Annotated in this window: 12 protein-coding genes and 1 pseudogene; 8 read left to right on the plus strand and 5 right to left on the minus strand. The window is 59.3% G+C overall.

Features of this window, described 5'->3' with window-relative positions:
- Window positions 1-30: 30 nt before the first annotated feature.
- From DBY20_09235 to DBY20_09245, 3 genes are all read right to left on the minus strand, one after another.
- A complete protein-coding gene (locus DBY20_09235) occupies window positions 31-1,554 on the minus strand; it encodes a radical SAM protein (protein ID PWL77532.1) in 1,524 nt (507 codons plus the stop codon).
- A 10-nt stretch (window positions 1,555-1,564) separates the two neighbouring features.
- A complete protein-coding gene (locus DBY20_09240) occupies window positions 1,565-2,194 on the minus strand; it encodes a hypothetical protein (protein PWL77533.1) in 630 nt (209 codons plus the stop codon).
- Between the two features lie 128 nt (window positions 2,195-2,322).
- The gene (locus DBY20_09245) at window positions 2,323-3,621 is read right to left on the minus strand and encodes a chloride channel protein (protein PWL77534.1); all 1,299 of its coding nucleotides are present in this window, start codon (window positions 3,619-3,621) and stop codon (window positions 2,323-2,325) included.
- A gap of 187 nt (window positions 3,622-3,808) precedes the next feature.
- On the opposite strand from DBY20_09245, the gene DBY20_09250 reads away from it, so the two are divergent.
- The 4 genes from DBY20_09250 (at window position 3,809) to DBY20_09265 (ending at window position 8,850) form a co-directional block, all read left to right on the plus strand.
- Window positions 3,809-4,486: a DNA-binding response regulator gene (locus tag DBY20_09250; GenBank protein ID PWL77535.1), complete on the plus strand. Its 678-nt coding sequence runs from the start codon at window positions 3,809-3,811 to the stop codon at window positions 4,484-4,486.
- Window positions 4,487-4,494: 8 nt separating this feature from the next.
- Window positions 4,495-5,547: a sensor histidine kinase gene (locus tag DBY20_09255; protein PWL77536.1), complete on the plus strand. Its 1,053-nt coding sequence runs from the start codon at window positions 4,495-4,497 to the stop codon at window positions 5,545-5,547.
- Window positions 5,548-5,981: 434 nt separating this feature from the next.
- Window positions 5,982-6,803, plus strand: coding sequence for an ABC transporter (locus tag DBY20_09260; protein PWL77537.1), 822 nt, complete (start codon window positions 5,982-5,984; stop codon window positions 6,801-6,803).
- The gene (locus tag DBY20_09265; protein PWL77538.1) at window positions 6,793-8,850 is read left to right on the plus strand and encodes an ABC transporter permease; all 2,058 of its coding nucleotides are present in this window, start codon (window positions 6,793-6,795) and stop codon (window positions 8,848-8,850) included. The genes DBY20_09260 and DBY20_09265 overlap by 11 nt, the downstream gene beginning before the upstream one ends.
- Window positions 8,851-9,131: 281 nt before the next feature.
- On the opposite strand, the pseudogene DBY20_09270 reads toward DBY20_09265, so the two are convergent.
- Window positions 9,132-10,121, minus strand: a pseudogene (locus DBY20_09270) (hypothetical protein).
- Window positions 10,122-10,617: 496 nt separating this feature from the next.
- On the minus strand, window positions 10,618-12,108 hold the full coding sequence (locus tag DBY20_09275) for an amino acid carrier protein (protein PWL77623.1): 1,491 nt from the start codon (window positions 12,106-12,108) through the stop codon (window positions 10,618-10,620).
- A gap of 242 nt (window positions 12,109-12,350) precedes the next feature.
- Between DBY20_09275 and DBY20_09280 the strand changes: the two genes are divergently transcribed.
- The 4 genes from DBY20_09280 to DBY20_09295 all read left to right on the plus strand — a co-directional run bounded on the left by DBY20_09280 (window position 12,351) and on the right by DBY20_09295 (window position 16,887).
- Window positions 12,351-13,370, plus strand: a complete 1,020-nt coding sequence (locus DBY20_09280) for a hypothetical protein (protein ID PWL77539.1) — start codon at window positions 12,351-12,353, stop codon at window positions 13,368-13,370.
- A 61-nt stretch (window positions 13,371-13,431) separates the two neighbouring features.
- Complete coding sequence (locus tag DBY20_09285) at window positions 13,432-14,556, plus strand: hypothetical protein (protein PWL77624.1); 1,125 nt, start codon at window positions 13,432-13,434, stop codon at window positions 14,554-14,556.
- Window positions 14,553-15,533 carry a 2-hydroxyglutaryl-CoA dehydratase gene (locus tag DBY20_09290; GenBank protein ID PWL77540.1) on the plus strand — a complete coding sequence of 327 codons (981 nt, stop codon included), beginning with the start codon at window positions 14,553-14,555 and terminating at the stop codon, window positions 15,531-15,533. The genes DBY20_09285 and DBY20_09290 overlap by 4 nt, the downstream gene beginning before the upstream one ends.
- 4 nt (window positions 15,534-15,537) lie before the next feature.
- Window positions 15,538-16,887: an MFS transporter gene (locus DBY20_09295; protein PWL77541.1), complete on the plus strand. Its 1,350-nt coding sequence runs from the start codon at window positions 15,538-15,540 to the stop codon at window positions 16,885-16,887.
- Window positions 16,888-17,072 lie beyond the last annotated feature (185 nt).

Raw genomic sequence — 17,072 nt, forward strand, 5'->3', positions numbered from 1 at the left:
CATGGGTCAATCTGATAGCGCATCGCCAGACTAGACGAGCACCTTCTCGCTTTCGGTAATTTCACGCAGTTTGCAATCCATCTCCTGCTCGCGCTCGGCGACACTGCGTAGGTCGCGCTCCTCGTCAAAGGCGCTACGCACCACGCGGCCGTCGCGCTCGAACTTCTTGAGATCGGATGTTGCCTGGCCCAAATCATCGCGATGACGCTCGGAAGCGCGCTCATCGCCCGGGTCGGTCCAGATGCGCTCGGCGACAGGCGCCCAGCGCTGTGCCATGGGACGTGTCTTGGCAGTGAGCTCGTAGACCGTCTCCTCCTGGACAAGGTCAGTCGAATGCGCACCCGAATCCTCCACGAGCTTCTCGATGCACTCAGGATTCTCCAGCATCGGGCAGGGGCGCAGATGATTGTCGTTGAAGGGCTGACCATGGTAGTAACCCATGAACAACGGCGAGCGCAGGGCGTCAAGCAAGCTCACGTCGTGGATGTTGACATTCGAGTAGTGAATGAACACGCAAGGCTCCACATCGCCGTTGGCGTTGATGTGGAGATAGCGGCGACCACCGGCAATGCAGCCGCCCACAAACTCGCCATCGTTCTGGAAATCGAGGGTTAGCAGTGGCTTCTCGTGCCGCATCGCATGGTTGAAGTCATAGAGCATCTCGCGTTGCTGAGGGCTCGGCATAAGCTCGGCCGGGGAATCCCTACCCACGGGCATGTAGGTGAAAATCCAGGCGAAGAACACGCCCTTGTCGATAAGCCAATCGTAGTACTCCTCGGTGCAGACCGCATCGGCGTTCTGGCTCGTATAGCAAATGGAGACGCCAAAGGGAATGCCGCGTGCCTTGAGCAGGTCCATGGCCTTGTCGATCTTCTGGTAGGTGCCCTCGCCACGACGCGCGTCGGTGGTCTCTTCGCTGCCCTCGGCCGAGATGATCGGAATGAAGTTCTTCACGCGGGCGACTTCCTCGACGAAATCCCGATCAATCAGCGTGGCGTTGGTGAAGCAGAGGAAGGCGGAGTCAGGATGAGCGTCGCAGAGCCTGATGAGGTCTGCCTTGCGTACGAGAGGCTCGCCGCCCGTATAGATGAAGACGTGCGTACCAAGCTCGTTGGCCTGATTGATGATGGAGTCGATGTCTTCGTAGCTCAGGTTGAGTTTGTGGCCGTACTCGGCTGCCCAGCACCCCGTGCAATGCAGGTTGCAGGCGCTCGTTGGATCAAGCAAGACGGCCCAGGGCACGTTGCACTGGTACTTCTCACGCGACTTCTCCTGCTTGTCCCAGGCGATGAGATTCGCCTCGGTCAGGAAGCACTTGAGCATGCCCGTGGCGACCTCGGGGTCAAGCTCGCCGATACGACACAAGAGCTGATACCAGTTGTTGCGCTCCTCGATGGCCTTGGCAAACGCTTTACGCTGTGAGGGAAACAGCGCGTCCGGAAGCATTTTGTCGATTTTCGTCATCATGCTCTCGATACGCGGAACGGGGTCTTCCATGAAGTAGTCGATGGCCTTGTTGGCCGCCGTCCTCTTTGCGAATTCCATTGGTCTCATGACGCTCCTCCTACTGTATTACCTGCAGCACGCTGCATTCCTCGATAACGTTCTCTACGTATTCAGGGCTCAGACCCTGTGATATGGCAAAGGGAGCGAAGGATAGACGCATGACGTATTCCGGCGTCACGATGCGGCCTTCGAGCGATGCGATGGAAAGCAGGCCGTAGGCACCGTTGAGGGCGACGACGAGGCAATCGCCCAGATATTGCTTGTCGATGGCATCGGGCCAATGCGCGACGATCCAGTCACGCTCGCGCATGACCACACCCTCGATGAACGTGCGGAAGCCGAGAAGATCCTGGATGAGCGGAGAGCCCTTCTCTTCCGCGACGAGCCTGTCGAGGTGAACAAAGCCCATCATGCACAGCAGCTGGATGGCGCTCGTATGCGAAGGACAGAGCTTCTGCGCGGTCTCGCGCACCCAGGCAAAATGCTCGTCAAGGTAGAGGACGAGGAACATCTCCTTGTGCGGGTAGTAATGTTGCACGACCGACTTGCTCGTATCGCATGCATCGGCTATGTCCTGATAGGACGTGGCGGCATAGCCCTTCTCGCCAAACAGCTTCAAGGCCGCAGCGTAAAGGCGCAGACGCTCCTCGTCCTTCCTTGGTGCTGCCATGGTTCCTCCCCAATACATGCGGATATGCGGGGAAATCCCTTTATTCCGATACGCGTATATTCTATACGCGTATAATTTACTCCACTGAGACCAGAAGTCAACAGCATACTTTTTAAAATATTGAAAGTTTTTTTGCGTGAACGGAACTATTTTTCTGGTGAACGCTGCTCAGCCGCATCATTCGGGGTGCCAGCGGATGCTGCAGCATGGCGAGCGGCAAGCTGCCTATGCGCCTCGGCGAGAAGCCCGTGTCCGTAATAGCCATAATCTCGATTGCCCACGAGAGCGCAGATAACACCAATGGTCAGAAAAGGAGCTATGCCCCAGCCGAAAACCTCGCAACCGAGGAAAAAGCCGGCGATGGGACAGCGTGACATGCCCACATAAAAGGTGATGACACCCAGCGCGCCTGCGAAGGCGGCATCGATGCCGATGAGCTGACCGACCGAGCAGCCCGTCAAACCGCCAATGGCAAGCGTGGGCATAATCTCGCCACCTTTGAGGCCGAAGGCAAGCGCCATGAAGACAAGGCCCGCCTTGATGGCGAAATCGTACGTGCCGATCGAGCCCGCGAGCGCGTGCTTGAGCAAGTTCATGCCCGAGCCTTCGAAGTCATAGAGGCCAAAGGCATAGACGAGGCAGACGATGACGAGGCTCGAGACGATGACCGTGACATAGGGCTTGTTGAAATGCGCCTTGAGGAGCTTGCGCGTAAAGCGCAGCGCACGACCAAAGACACCGCCAAGAATGCCACAGACTATGCCAACGATGCCGGTGTAGAGCGCGAGCTCGGGGGTCATGTCCAAGACGGTAACGTGGGGGATGATGTCACCAATGCCAAAGGGATATGCGATGGAGGCGGCAATGAAGGCAGAGACGATCATCGCGATGAATCGCGGGAGGCTCAGATTCCTGAAGCGCGTGAGCTCGAGCACCATGAACACGGCGCCCAGCGGTGCGAAGAACAGGGCCGAAAACGTCGCACTCATGCCCATGAGCGCCGCGTATCCGTATAGCTCCCTGTCCTGCTTGTCGACGAAGCAGTTCTTGAGCTTGAACGCCCGCCCGAGCGTCTCGCTCACCGATGCACCCGCCTGAAAGGCACTCGATTCCTTGCCGACAGCACCGCCGCCGAGAATCGTGAGGCAGGTGCCCACGATGATGCCCGGCGCGAGCGTGGGCGAGACCACGTCGTTATTGCGCATCTGCTCGACGAGCGTATCCGTCGAGTAGTCGTAGGGCAGCTTGAAGACCTTGTAGAGGGCAAGCGACAGGACGCCCAATAGCGGCAGGAAGAAGAGCGTCCAGGCAAAGGTCTGGTTGACGTGATAGGCGAAGTTGACGCAGAGGCACAAGACGATGGACGTGAAGGCCGACACGACGCCGACGCAGGCGATGAAGACGATATGCTTCAGAAGCTCCATCTTGTCGATCCTGTGCAGCATGCCGCCCACCTCCTTCGTGCACCTTTCATGATACGCCCGTACGGGTTATTTTTCGCGCAGACTATTCGCACTTTCTCATAAAGTTGGCCGCTTCCTTACATCTGCGTAAGATTGACGCTCATCTCGGTTTCCGAGGCTGGATGCAGCTAGAATACGGGAAGAACACTTCAAGCGATAAGGACGCATCATGCCCACCGTCTGCATCATCGAAGATGACTCGACCCTGCGCGACGAACTCGCGCGCCTGCTCGAGCTCGATGGCTACGAGACGCGCGTCTGCACCGACTTCGCCAACGCCACGCGCGACATCCTCGACGCGAACCCCGACTGCGTCATCTTGGACCTGGGACTGCCCGGTGCCGACGGCCAGTCCATATGCCGCGACGTCCGCGCCCGAAGCGAGGTACCCATCATCGTCCTCACGGCAATGAACGACGAGTTCACCGAGGTCATGTCGCTCAACTTGGGTGCGCATGACTTCATCGCCAAGCCATACCGTCCGGCAGTGCTGCTTGCCCGCATCGCCTCGCTCGTCAAGCGCCATGCGTCTGCATCGGCCGAGGCAAGCACCATCACGCATAATGGCGTCACGCTTGACCTGGGCACATCCGAGGTTCGCTACCAGGGGCAGTCGGCCGAGCTCACGAGAAACGAGCAGCGCATCCTCGCCCTGCTCATGCGCAATGCCGGCACCATCATCTCGCGCCAGGAGATCATGTGCGACCTGTGGGAATCCGATGCGTTCGTCGATGACAACACGCTCACGGTCAACATCAATCGCCTACGCAAGACGCTCGGAAGCATCGGCATTGCCGACGATTTCCTGCAGACACGCCGCTCCCTCGGCTATGTGATCGCGGCGTGAGTGCCCCGATGCAGTATCAAGACACAGCCCGGTTCACGCCAATCAGCTTCGTGCGCGACAAGGCGCTCGCCCTGACGCTCGCGCTTGTCACCATCGCCTTCGTCACCTCCTTGCTCGTCATACTCGGCACGACCACCGATGCGATTCTCCTCATCGACCTCACGCTCGTAGCAGTTCTGTTCCTGGCGTTTGCCCTGGAATACCGACGGCGCGCACGGTTCTGGAAGAGCATCGAAGAGGCGCTGGAATCGCTCGACAAGACGCGCTACTTCGATGAGCTCGTCTGCGAGCCCACGTTCCTGGAAGGGAAAATCGCACTCGACATGGCGCGCTCGATTGCAGAACAGGCAACGCATGAGGGCAACGAGCTCAGGATGCAGAGCCACGACCGCACCCAGTACACCGAGCTCTGGGTACACGAGGTCAAGACGCCGCTGGCTGCCGCACGGCTGCTCCTCGACAAGATGCACGGCGAGGACGCAAGCAAGCTCAAGCTCGAACTCGAACGCGTCGAGCACCTCGTCGAGCAGGCACTCTTCACCGCGCGCTCGGACACGCTCGTAAACGACTACGTCATCCGCGAAATCGTGCTTGGCGATGCGGTGGGCGAGGCATGCAAGGCGAACATGCGCTACCTCACGTCATGTGGCGTTGCCATCGATATCCACATCGATCCGCAGAGCACGGTCGTGGCCGACAAGGCCTGGCTTGCGTTCATCCTCACCCAGCTCATCATCAACGCCGCGAAGTACGATGCCACCACCATCACCTTCGAAGCCTACGAAAACGACAAGGAGGGCCCGCACGCCTGCACGATACTCGAGGTGCGCGACGACGGCTGCGGCATTCCCGCCGCCGACGTTCCCCGCGTCTTCGACCGCGGCTTCACGGGCGAGGTCGGTCGCGCACACGGCTCGGCAACCGGCATGGGACTCTACCTCGTCGCCCGCATGTGCGCGCAGATGGGGCTCGGCATCATGCTCGCGAGCGAAGAGGGCGTGGGCACGCGCGTGCAGCTCAGCTTTCCCCACGACCGCCGCCGCATGCACATGTCGCTGTGACGAAAGCGTGCTATAGCCTAGCCGGTAGCCCGCTCGTCGAATGAAGCCCCGATTGCAGAAGCGACGAAAACGCGAAGCGATCTTGCGAGGACTGTCTGAGCGCGCTGGTCTTGCGCGCGAGTTCCGCAGCAGCTTCGCGTTTTCGTCGCTTCGGGTGCAATCGATTGGCGAAGTCGGCGAGCGGGCTACCGGCTTCTTACTCTTACGAACTTGTAAGTCGCACGTAAGCCGCTTCGATGGCAGCTGTAATCCGCGCGTTGCACCATAGGGGATGTTCGGCAACCGCTATGCGAAAGGTCATCCCATGAAGGCTACGAAAGTCTTATCCACGGTAACGAAGGGCATCGGAGCGGTTACACTCGTGGCAGCAGCGCTTGTCGCGGGCATGCTCGCATACGCCTCGGTCAAAGTTCCGCGCTCGGGAAGGGGAATCCATGTCTGAAGTAACCGCAATTCCGTCTGCCAGCGTGACGGGTTCCTCGTCGGCCTCCTCCCCCATCCTCTGCGTGCGTAACGTCGAGAAGGTCTACGGCGGCAGGCAAAACCTCATGTACGCGCTGGCCGGCGTGAGCTTTGACGTCGCGCGCGGCGAGTTCGTCGCCATCATGGGCCCGTCGGGCTCAGGCAAGACCACGATGCTCAACTGCATCTCCACTATCGACCGCCCTTCCTCCGGGCGCATCCTCATCAACGGAAGCGACATCACCACGATGTCGAAGGGCAAGCTCTCCGCGTTCCGTCGCGACGAGCTCGGCTTCATCTTCCAGGATTCCAACTTACTCGACACGCTGACCGGCATGGAGAACATCGCGCTTGCCCTCACCATCAAAGGCACGCGTCCCGCGACCATCACCGCGCGCGTCCAGGACATCGCGCGCACGCTCAACGTCACCGAGTCGCTCAAGCAGTACCCCAACCAGATGTCCGGTGGGCAAAAGCAGCGCGTCGCCGCGGCACGTGCCATCGTCGCCGACCCCTCCCTCATCCTGGCCGACGAACCCACCGGCGCCCTTGACTCGCGCAACGCGACCATCATGCTCGAGACGCTCGAGATGCTCAACAAGTCCCTCAACGCGACCATACTCATGGTCACGCACGACGCGTACGCGGCATCGTTCTCCGACCGCGTGCTCTTCCTGTCCGACGGCAAGCTCTTCAACGAGATCCGCCAGGGCTCGCTTTCGCGCGAGGAGTACTTCGCCCGCATCATGGAGGTCGTGACCTTCCTCGGCGGGGAGGCATACCATGCTGCTTAAACTCGCCGTACGCAACATGCGGCGATCGCTTCGTGACTACGCGATCTACTTCGTCACGCTCCTCATCGCCGTCACCGTGTTCTACGCGTTCAACTCCGTGGGTGACCAGCAGGTCATGCACGACATCGCGGCGTCCGACAACACAAACGTCGTGGAGTTCACCGGCTACATGATGAACACCTTCTCCGTCGTCGTCGCCTTCGTGTTGGGCTTTCTCGTCATCTACGCCAACCAGCTGCTCATCAACCGGCGCAAGCGCGAATTCGGCATATACCTCGTGCTCGGCATGAAGCCCGGCCAGGTATCACGCATCCTGCTCTACGAGACGATCTTCATCGGTCTGGGCTCGCTCGTCCTCGGCCTTGCCCTCGGCGTGCTCATCTCGCAGCTGCTCTCGTTTGCCACGGCCGCGCTCTTCGGCATCGCCATGCCGCAGTACCAGTTCAGCTTCTCGCCCATCGCCTGCATCGCGACGCTTGCGTGCTTTGCCGCCATCTACATCGTGGTCGCCATCTTCAACGTCATCACCGTGCGTCGCTGCAAGCTCATCGACCTCATCGGCGCCAAGACCAAGCGACAGAAGATCATCATCCGCAATCCGTGGGTGTGCCTCGTGCTCTTCATCGTGTCGCTCATCCTCATCGGGCTCGCATACTGGCAACTTGACGTCAACGGCATGACGCTCCTGTTCGATGCCGAGTTCCAGCGTGCGACCGTGCTCATGCTCGTGGGTTCGCTGCTGTTCTTCTTCTCGCTTTCCGGCTTTGGCATCGCCGTGCTCACGCGCCTGCGCGGCGTGTACTTCAAGCGTCTGCGCCCCTTCACCACGCGTCAGGTCGCCTCGAAGTTCAACACGTCGTTCGTCTCCATCTGGGTGGTGTGCGTGCTGCTCTTCTTCGCCATCACCACCTTTGCCACCGGCCTGGGCCTCATTGACGCGTTTACCGGTGACATTGACGAAGCCAATCCCTACGATGCGAGTATCATCGCGTACGGCGAGGAAACCGTATACGAAAACGGCAAGGGTACGAAGAAGCCCGTCGATGCCGACATCAGCCAGACGAGCGCATACTTGCAGCAGCATGTCGCCAATTGGGACACGCTCGTCGCCGCCAGCTCGCAGCTCGACTTTTACGGGCTTCCCGACATGACCTATGGCGAACTCATGGACGCTGTCAACACGCACCTTTCGGATGCCATGAGCAGCACTTCGATGTTGAACCAAGGCGTATGTGTCGTTAGCCTCACGCAGTTCAACGATTTGCTTGCCCTGAGCGACAAGCAACCCGTGACGTTGTCATCTGGCGAATACCTCGTCACCAACAACATGTCGGCGTCGCAGGACATCGCCAATGCGGTCGTGGCACAGCATATGCCACTTCCCACGCCGGTTGGTGACCTCACGCCGGCTAATCGCGTCGATAAGACCCAGCTCAACGACTTCGACATGCTCAGCAACGCTCTCATGATGGTGGTCCCCGACGATGTCGTCGCCACCTTGGCCCAAGCGGAAACTCCCGATACGGTATACGTGAACGTCATGTACGCGCCCCGTTCGAATGCAGAAGACGTGTTCATCGATATCCTCGATGACGTCGATGCGCCGGGTGTGTCCACCGTCATCACGCGCGAGCAGATGGTGGGCCAGGCAAGTGGCCTGCGCGTCATGATCACCTACCTCGCGGTCTACATCGGCCTCGTGCTGCTCATCACGACTGCAGCCGTGCTCGCCATCCAGCTGCTCTCGCTCACCATCGACTCGCTGGGTCGCTATCGCCTGCTCTCGAAGCTCGGCTGCGACACGCGCATGCTCACCCGTTCGCTGTTCGAGCAGGTCGTGATCTATTTCGTCGCACCGCTGGCCCTGGCTGTCTGCCACTCGGCATGCGCCATCGCTGTCCTCTCCGAATCGCTTTTCGCGGCTCTCGGGCGCGATTTGTTCCCCTCCATTGTCATGGCAGCATGCCTCGTCGTCGCCATATACGGTGGCTACATGCTCATCACCTATCTGACCAGCAGGACAAGCGTCAAGCAGGCCATCTCGTAGCAAAAAATGTGACAGCATGGTGACAAAAGTCGCCGGGGCGGTTTTGTCACGTCGTCAACAGACACGGGTAGAAGAAAAGGAAGCCGGCATCAGTTCTAATGCCGGCTTCCCAGAATGAGGGGGAATGAGACCCCCGGACTGTTAACTTCCTACTCGCGCTTTACATACGTGACAACCTCAATTTCCATGTCAACCTTGGTGGGATCGGGAAGCACGGGCCTCTCCGCGTACTCGACCATCTCGTCGATCTCTGCCGGCGTGGCGCTCTTGGGCTCGGTCTCGAGCAGGTAGGCGACAGGAGCACGACGGGCCATGGCTTCCTTGTACTCCTTGGTGCCAACCCAGATCTCATGCTTGTACGGGTTGACGCCGAGCTTCTTGGAACGGTAGATGACATAGCTGAGAGCCGCAATGTTGGCGATGAGCGCGATGGAGGCGACCACGGTGTTGACCGCCGGGTCGTTCACCGACTGCACCGCGAAGATGGAGTCGTTGGCGAACATCGGCACCATCTGGCAGAACATGCACCACATCGAGAGCGTGAACGCGCGGTTCTGGATCCAACCGCCCTTGTTCCAGATGAGACCCGCGATCGTCGGAGCCAGCAGCAGCGCGATGCCGCAGTACCAGGAGTGGGTGGGCAGGCAGTTGTAGGTGTAGCAGAAGTTCCAGAGGTCATACGCGATGATGAACACCCACGTCATGTCCGGCCACAGCATGTCCTGGCGCTTCTTGGAGATGTAGATGCCGAACCAGCCGGTCATGCACAGGATGTTGAGCAGGCCGGCGCAGCCGTTGAGCACGTTATGCCAGCCGCCGTTGAGCAGGACGCCCTCGTCGGTGACGAAGCTGGAGTCCCAGGCGACAATCGCGCTCTCGAAGTCGCTGGCCACGGCGATCAGGATGTTGATGGCCACGATCACGAACGGGAACGTCTTGAACCAGTGCGAGCGCCCGACCTTGGTCCACGAGTACTTGAGCATCATGAAGCCGATGCATCCGGCCGTTGCGGCGTACACCTTCGCGTAGTGGAACCAGCCGCCCATGGTGGTGTACGTGGGGTTGTTGAGCGCCCATTCGGCACCCATCGCGGCGCCGACTTCAATGGCAATGCAGTAGATGGTCATCGCGCCGCACACGCCGAAGAAGAAGAAAATTCCTCCGGCCTTCCAGCGGCGAGCCACCTCGTTGAGCAGGATGAGTGCAATGAGCACCATGAAAAGTCCTGACCATTGAAAGGCGGCATTAGGACCGTAAACGTCAAACAACATTTCAATCCCTCCTTTACCTTGGTCTCCCTTTTACGACTTCTCTGCAATCATCCCGGCCAGGTGTGCCACTCTCATAGGCACATATGCTTTGAAGTCCACTTACCAAAAAATAGAACCGTTCACGGATTTGTCTTGACATCGTACAAAATACTCCCTCTTGTTGTGAGTTGCAAGCCACCTTAGCGACTTTTTATTCACGGAAAAGATAGCGTTAGCAAACAAAACGGGGCCGACAATCATCGCCGACCCCGCCAGAAGCGGGACAAATGACCTGTCCTCTTGTCCCGCTTTGACGCTTGACTCAATGTGACAGGGGTCAGACCCCTGTCACATTCTGCCAAGGATCGCGGTCAGTGACCGGCGTTCTTGGCAGCTTGCCAGATTACGTGGTCAGTGGCCGCCATCTTTGGCAGGACAGCCGCAAATCAGGTCAGACGCCCGGGATCTTTGTCAGACGTGGCAGGAGCCAAGCCCCTACCACACCATGTCACCGCATCTATTGCGCTGGATGCTCCTTCGCCTCGACCGCGCCCCCATCCTGGGAAGCTGCGCAAGCGCAATTCGTGTCATGCGTCCACCAGATGGTCTTGGGCATGCCGGGAATGTTCTGCGCGCAAAACACGGGGTTCACGCCTTGCTTGCGCTGTGCCGTGTAATCATCGAGCGCCCTGATGGCCCACTTGCCCAATAGCAGAATCGCCACAAGGTTAATGATGGCCATGAATCCCATGAAGATATCGGCGAGGTTCCATGCCAGGCTGAAGTTGTTCACGGCACCAAAGAAGATCGCCGCCAGGCAGAAGAGACGAAACACGACGAGCACGGCCTTGCTGTCCTTGATGAACAGGATATTGCCCTCGGCGTAGAAGTAGTTACCCACAAGGGAGGAGAACGCGAACAGGATGATGCACGCGGTCATGAAGTGGATGCCGATGGGCCCAATTGAATTGGCCATCGCCAGCTGCACGAAGTCGATGCCGTTGAAGCTGTCGGATGCGACGAGCGCCGCGACGGTATCGGGCTGCTGCACGCAGAAGATGAGCATCATGAGCGCCGAGCAGGTGCAGATCACAAGCGTGTCGATATAGACGGAAAGGCTCTGGACGAGGCCCTGCTTCACGGGATGCGAAACGTCGGCGGTGGCCGCCGCGTTAGGTGCCGACCCCATGCCGGCTTCATTCGAGAAGAGGCCACGCTTGATACCCCACATGATCATCGAGCCCGTAAAGCCACCGGCAAGCGACGAGAAATCGAAAGCCTGCCCGAAAACGAGCCCGAGTGCCGCGGGAACATCACCCAAATTGGAAACGCAGGTCCAGATGGAGATGAGGATGTAGGCACCAGCCATAATGGGGACGATCCAGGAAGTGATGACCGAGATACGGTGCACGCCACCGAAGATGACAACGGCAACGGCCACGACGACGAAGAGGCCGATAATCGCGTTGACGACAGTCTCATGACCTTCGATGACGTAGTAGTCGATGGCCGAAGCCATGTTGTAGGTCTGCAGGCCGTTGAATCCGAGGCCAAAGCAGAGGATGAGGGCTACGGCAAAGACGATACCGAGCCAGCGCTTACCGAGAGCAAGCTGAATGTAATATGCGGGGCCACCACGGAACGTGCCGTCGGGATTGCGCACCTTCCAGATCTGGGCAAGCGTCGACTCGACGAATGCCGATGCCGCGCCGATGATGGCCATGAGCCACATCCAGAAAACGGCGCCCGGGCCACCGATCGCAATCGCCGTCGCGATGCCGACAATGTTGCCCGTGCCAACGCGTGAGGCCGTCGAAACCATGAGCGCCTGGAACGACGAGATGCGACGCTGCTTCTTGGGCTTCGTGGTGTCCGCATAGGCCGTGCTGCCGTGCTCGTTGGCGGCGCCCGGAGCCTTGGGCAGCTTGCCCGTATCGACGTTGTTCTCGACGTCGTCGGAGAACTGCGTATCGGCCGTGACGCTTTTGCCCACGAGGTTCGTGAACATGTCCTTGATGTAGCGAATCTGCACGCAGCGCGTGCGGATGGTAAACCATATGCCCGTCGCAACAAGAAGAATTACCAGGATGTAGGTGTACATGAAGTCATCGATCGTGCCCGTAAAAGCCACGAGTAGGCTGTTGAGATCTTCCATGTGGTCTCTCCGTCTCCCCTGTTCACAGTAATGCCCTATTATATTCTTAAAAGAGCAAGCGACAAAACGAAGCGAAAGTGGGACAAAGAGCCATCATGAGAACCTCAGCCTATGCCGACTTGGCCGACATACATGTCATCGGCATTCCGCGCGCCCTCCTGCAGTATCGCTACGGTGTGCTGTGGCAGACCTTCTTCGAAGCGCTCGGCAAGACAGTCGTCATCAGCGACGAGACCGACAAGGCCATCGTCGATAACGGCATCGCGCGCTCGGTGGATGAGACCTGTCTCGCATCCAAAATCTTCATGGGCCACGTGGTCAATCTCATCGGGCGATGTGACGCGGTCTTCGTCCCCTGCTACGCCAGCTGTGACATGCACCGCGGCTTCTGCACCAAGTTCCAGTCCATGACGGACCTCGTCCGCAACACCTTCCGCACCGAGCTGCGCGTCATATCGCTGCTCGTGGAAAACGTCAGCGACATCAAGGCGACGCAAGCCGCCTTCGTCGAGTTAGGGCAGCGTCTGGGCGCATCGCGCAAGGAGTCCAAGCACGCCTTCAAGGAGGCCCTGCGCGCACAGAAAGAAGTCGACGGGCAGCAAGCGCAGCGCCAGGAGGATGTCCTGAAGCTCATGGACGAGTATCGAGGCATTGTTGCCAAAGATCCCGCCAGAGCCGAGCAGGCACCGCTCTCCATCCTCGTCGTCGCGCATCCCTATATCGCGTTCGATCAGTACATGGCCGGCGACATCATTCGATCGCTCACGCAGCTCGAATGCATGCCGCTCTTTGCCTGCGAGACCGATCACGCCAAATCGTACAAGGCGAGCCTCGACTTCTCGTCAACCATGCCGTGGATTATCAGCCGCGAGCTCATCGGCTCCATCCTCATGCTCAAGGACCGAATCGACGGCATCATCTTGATCAGTGCGTTTCCCTGTGGTCCCGATTCCATGACCGATGATGCGATCATGCGCTGCATACAAGGCGTTCCCATCCTCAACCTCATGATCGACGCGCAGACGGGCACGGCCGGTATCCAGACGCGACTCGAGAGTTTCATCGACATCCTGCAGTTCCAACGCAGAGGAGGTTACATTCGTGCCGAGCGCTGAACACGAAGGCGTGCGTTCCAAAATCACCGTCGAAGGTGATTCCAAGCGCCCCTCCCAGCTCATCACCGACAAATCGCGCGAGAAACGTCAGCGCAAGGCGCTCAGAAAGCAGCGCCATAAGATGACAAAGGTCGCGTTTTTCAGGTATGGCTATTACGAACCCGCATTCAGATTCTTCACCGAGCGCGTTCTCGATGCCGAGTTCCTGCCGCTTCCCACCGCAACGCGGCAGACCATCGAACTCGGCGAACGCCTCTCGACCGACTACGTCTGCACACCGTTCAAGCACATTCTCGGTGACTTCATCGAGGCCCTTGACCAGGGCGCCAACGTGCTCGTCCAGTTTGGCGGTCCCTGCCGTCTGGGCTATTACGGCGAGCTCCAGGAATCCATCTTGCGCGATGCCGGTTATGACTTCGTCATGCTCAACTTCTCCGAGCACAACGACCAGGGACCCCTCGGCTGGGCCAAGGACTGCCTCAAGAAGGTCAACCCGGACATCAACATTCCCCATGCCGTCGTGCAGCTCGCAGCGGTGGCGAACATGGCAAAGAAACTCGACGACGCACGCGATTACTACCTCGCCAATGCCGGATTCGAGTGCGAGCGCGGCTCGTTCAAGCGCGTTTGGGATGCCTATATGGATGACCTTAATGCCGCCGCGTGCGATGATGACATCAACGAAGCGTACAAGCGCTGCATGGATGCGATGCGCGGGCTACCCATCGACAAGCCGGCCAACCCCATTCGCATCGGTATCGTCGGCGAGCTTTTCACCGCGTTTGATGAACGCTCCAACCTCGGACTCGACGAAAAGCTGTTGAACATGCGCACGGAGATTCACCGCTACCTCAATCTCACCCATCGCTTCATCCACTACAACGAGCCCAACTTGCGCGTGAGCGCGGGCGAGTACCTGCTCTACGACATGGGCCCCACCTCGACCATGACCATCGTTGCCGCACGACGCTATGCCGAGCGCGGTTTCGACGGCATCGTTCACGCGAAGTCGGCCGGGTGCACGCCCGAGATCGACTGCGAACCCGTGCTCCAGCGTATCAGCTCGGATTACCGCATTCCCACCCTCTATCTCACTTACGATGCCCAGACAAGCGACACGGGCCTGGACACACGCCTCGAGGCGTTTTATGACATGCTCGCCATGAAGAAGGAGTCCCACTCATGAACTGCAACATCGGAATCGATATCGGCTCCATTTCCACGAAGGGCGTCATCATCGATGACAACCACGAAATCATCGCCCGCTCCTACCTCTGGACGGAGGGCGATCCAGCTGGCGCCGCCAAGCGCGTCATCGCCGAGCTGCGCAAGCAAATCGACGAGGATGACGCACGCGTCGTCAGCGCGGGCACCACGGGTAGCGCGCGCCGTCTCGTAGGCTCGATGCTCGGTGCCTCCGTCATCAAGAACGAGATCACGGCTCACGCGGTCGGCACCACGCACCTGCATCCGGATGTGCGCACCATCTTCGAAATCGGCGGTCAGGACTCCAAGATCATCATCGTCTCCGATGGCATTGCCGTTGATTACGCGATGAACACGCTGTGCGCTGCCGGCACGGGATCTTTCCTCTCGAGCCAGGCGCATCGTCTCGGCGTGGAGGTCGAGGAATTTGGCGAGATTGCGCTCACCTCCAAGAAACCCGCCAACATCGCCGCTCGCTGCACGGTGTTTGCCGAAAGCGACCTCGTCCATAAGATCCAGGTGGGCTACTCACGCGAGGACATCATCGCCGGTCTCTGCCATGCGGTTGCCTCGAACTATCTCAACAACGTCGGCAAGGGCAAGAAGATCGAGGGACCCGCCGTCTTTCAGGGTGGCGTGAGCAAGAACGTCGGTGTTGTCCGCGCCTTCGAGGAGCTTCTGGACATGCCCGTGATCGTCGATCCGGACGGGCATCTCATGGGAGCCTATGGTGTCGCCCTGCTCGCCGCCGATGCCGGCCCCGCCACCGCAACGGATGAGGGGCCCTTCGCCGGCGGAACCTTCGACTTCGAGGCCGCGCTCGACTTCGAGTTCGTCACCCGCGAAGTAGAATGTGGACATTGTGCCAATCATTGTGAAATTATTTGCGTGTATCGTGATAACGAGCTTATAGACTCTTGGGGCAATCGCTGCGAACGCGGCGCAATCGCAAAGTAGGTACATGAACAATCGTCGCACATATGCGATGTTCGCCATCGTCACTCTGACGGCGGCGCTTGGCGCGCTCACGCAGACTTCGATGAATTCCATGCTCTCCGGTGTGCAGGAGAGCTTCGGCACGCCGGAGAGCGTCAGCCAGTGGCTCACCACCATCTACATGCTCGTCATCGGCGTCACCGTACCGCTCGTGACCCACCTTGCCCGACGCTACTCAGTGCGCACGCTCATCTTCGTGGCCCTGGCGTTCATGCTTGTCGGCGCCGTCATCGCCGCCTTCTCGCCGAACTTCGGCATATTGCTCTTCGCACGCGTGCTTCAGGCGGTCAGTGCGGGCATCATGCTGCCCGTCATGCAGACCATCGCGATGACGCGCTTTCCGCCCGGCCAAAACGCGACGGCCATGGGCATTGCCGGCATCGCACTTGGCTTCGCACCCAATATCGGCCCACTCTTCGGCGGCCTGCTCGTGGACTCGTGGGGATGGCGCAGCTTTTTCTGGATTCTCTCGGGCATCATCGTCGTGTTGGCACTCGCGACACTCGCCTTCGTGCGCAAACGCGAGCACCAGATGCACGATGCGCACCTTGATTACCTCTCCGCGCTTCTCTCGACCGTTGGCTTTGGTTGCGTGCTCCTTTCCTTTTCCACCGCCGCGTACCGTCCGATAACGGATCCCGCCATCTGGACGGGTCTCGTGGTGGGCATCGTCTGCGTGTCGTGGTTCGTCCTGCGCCAGCGTCGCATCAAGCACCCGCTCATTCACATGTCCATCTTCAAATCGCATACCTATGTGGTGAGTTTCATCGCGCAGAATCTTCTCAACGCATCGTTCATGGGCATCACGCTCATCCTGCCGCTCTTCATCGTGAACGTGGCGCAGATGACGCCCGTCGATGCGGGCCTCGTCTTCCTTCCCACCACCATACTCGCAGCGGTCTTCAACCCGCTCGCCGGCATACTGAGCGACAAGATCGGTCCGCGTCCCGTCATCGTGGTCTCCGCCTTTCTGCTCGTTGCCGGCAGCGGCGCCATGGCCTTCATCACCGCCGATACGCCGTTTTGGCTCATCACGGCGTTGCAGGTCGTGCGCGGCATTGGCGTGAGCTCGATTATCGGACCCCTCAACTCCTGGGGCATGCACAAGCTGCCCGTCGAAAACATGATCGATGGTTCGGCTTTCTTCACGACCGTACGCCAGGCATGCGCCTCGTTTGGCACGGCGCTCATGATGCTGCTCATCTCGGTGGTAGGTGGCGCGCTCGGCTACAACCTGGCGCTCGGGCTGTCTGCCCTCTTTGCCGTAGGCGTGCTCATCTGCTCCGTCTTCTTCGTACGCGACCTCAAGTCATAAAATGAGACACATTGGACAGGTACATCTGTCTCAGGAGAACACGACATGCGCCTCGGTTCGTCGGCCGTGACGCGTTTTGGGACTTGTGGCACATCGGATGTACCACAAGTCGTCAAACTTGCCTGATAATGTGCCAGAAGAGGTCCGACTCATCATCTCGTGCGCCAAAAGTGACGATTCCTGCC

The organism is Coriobacteriia bacterium (genome assembly GCA_003149935.1).
GTDB lineage: Bacteria > Actinomycetota > Coriobacteriia > Coriobacteriales > QAMH01 > QAMH01.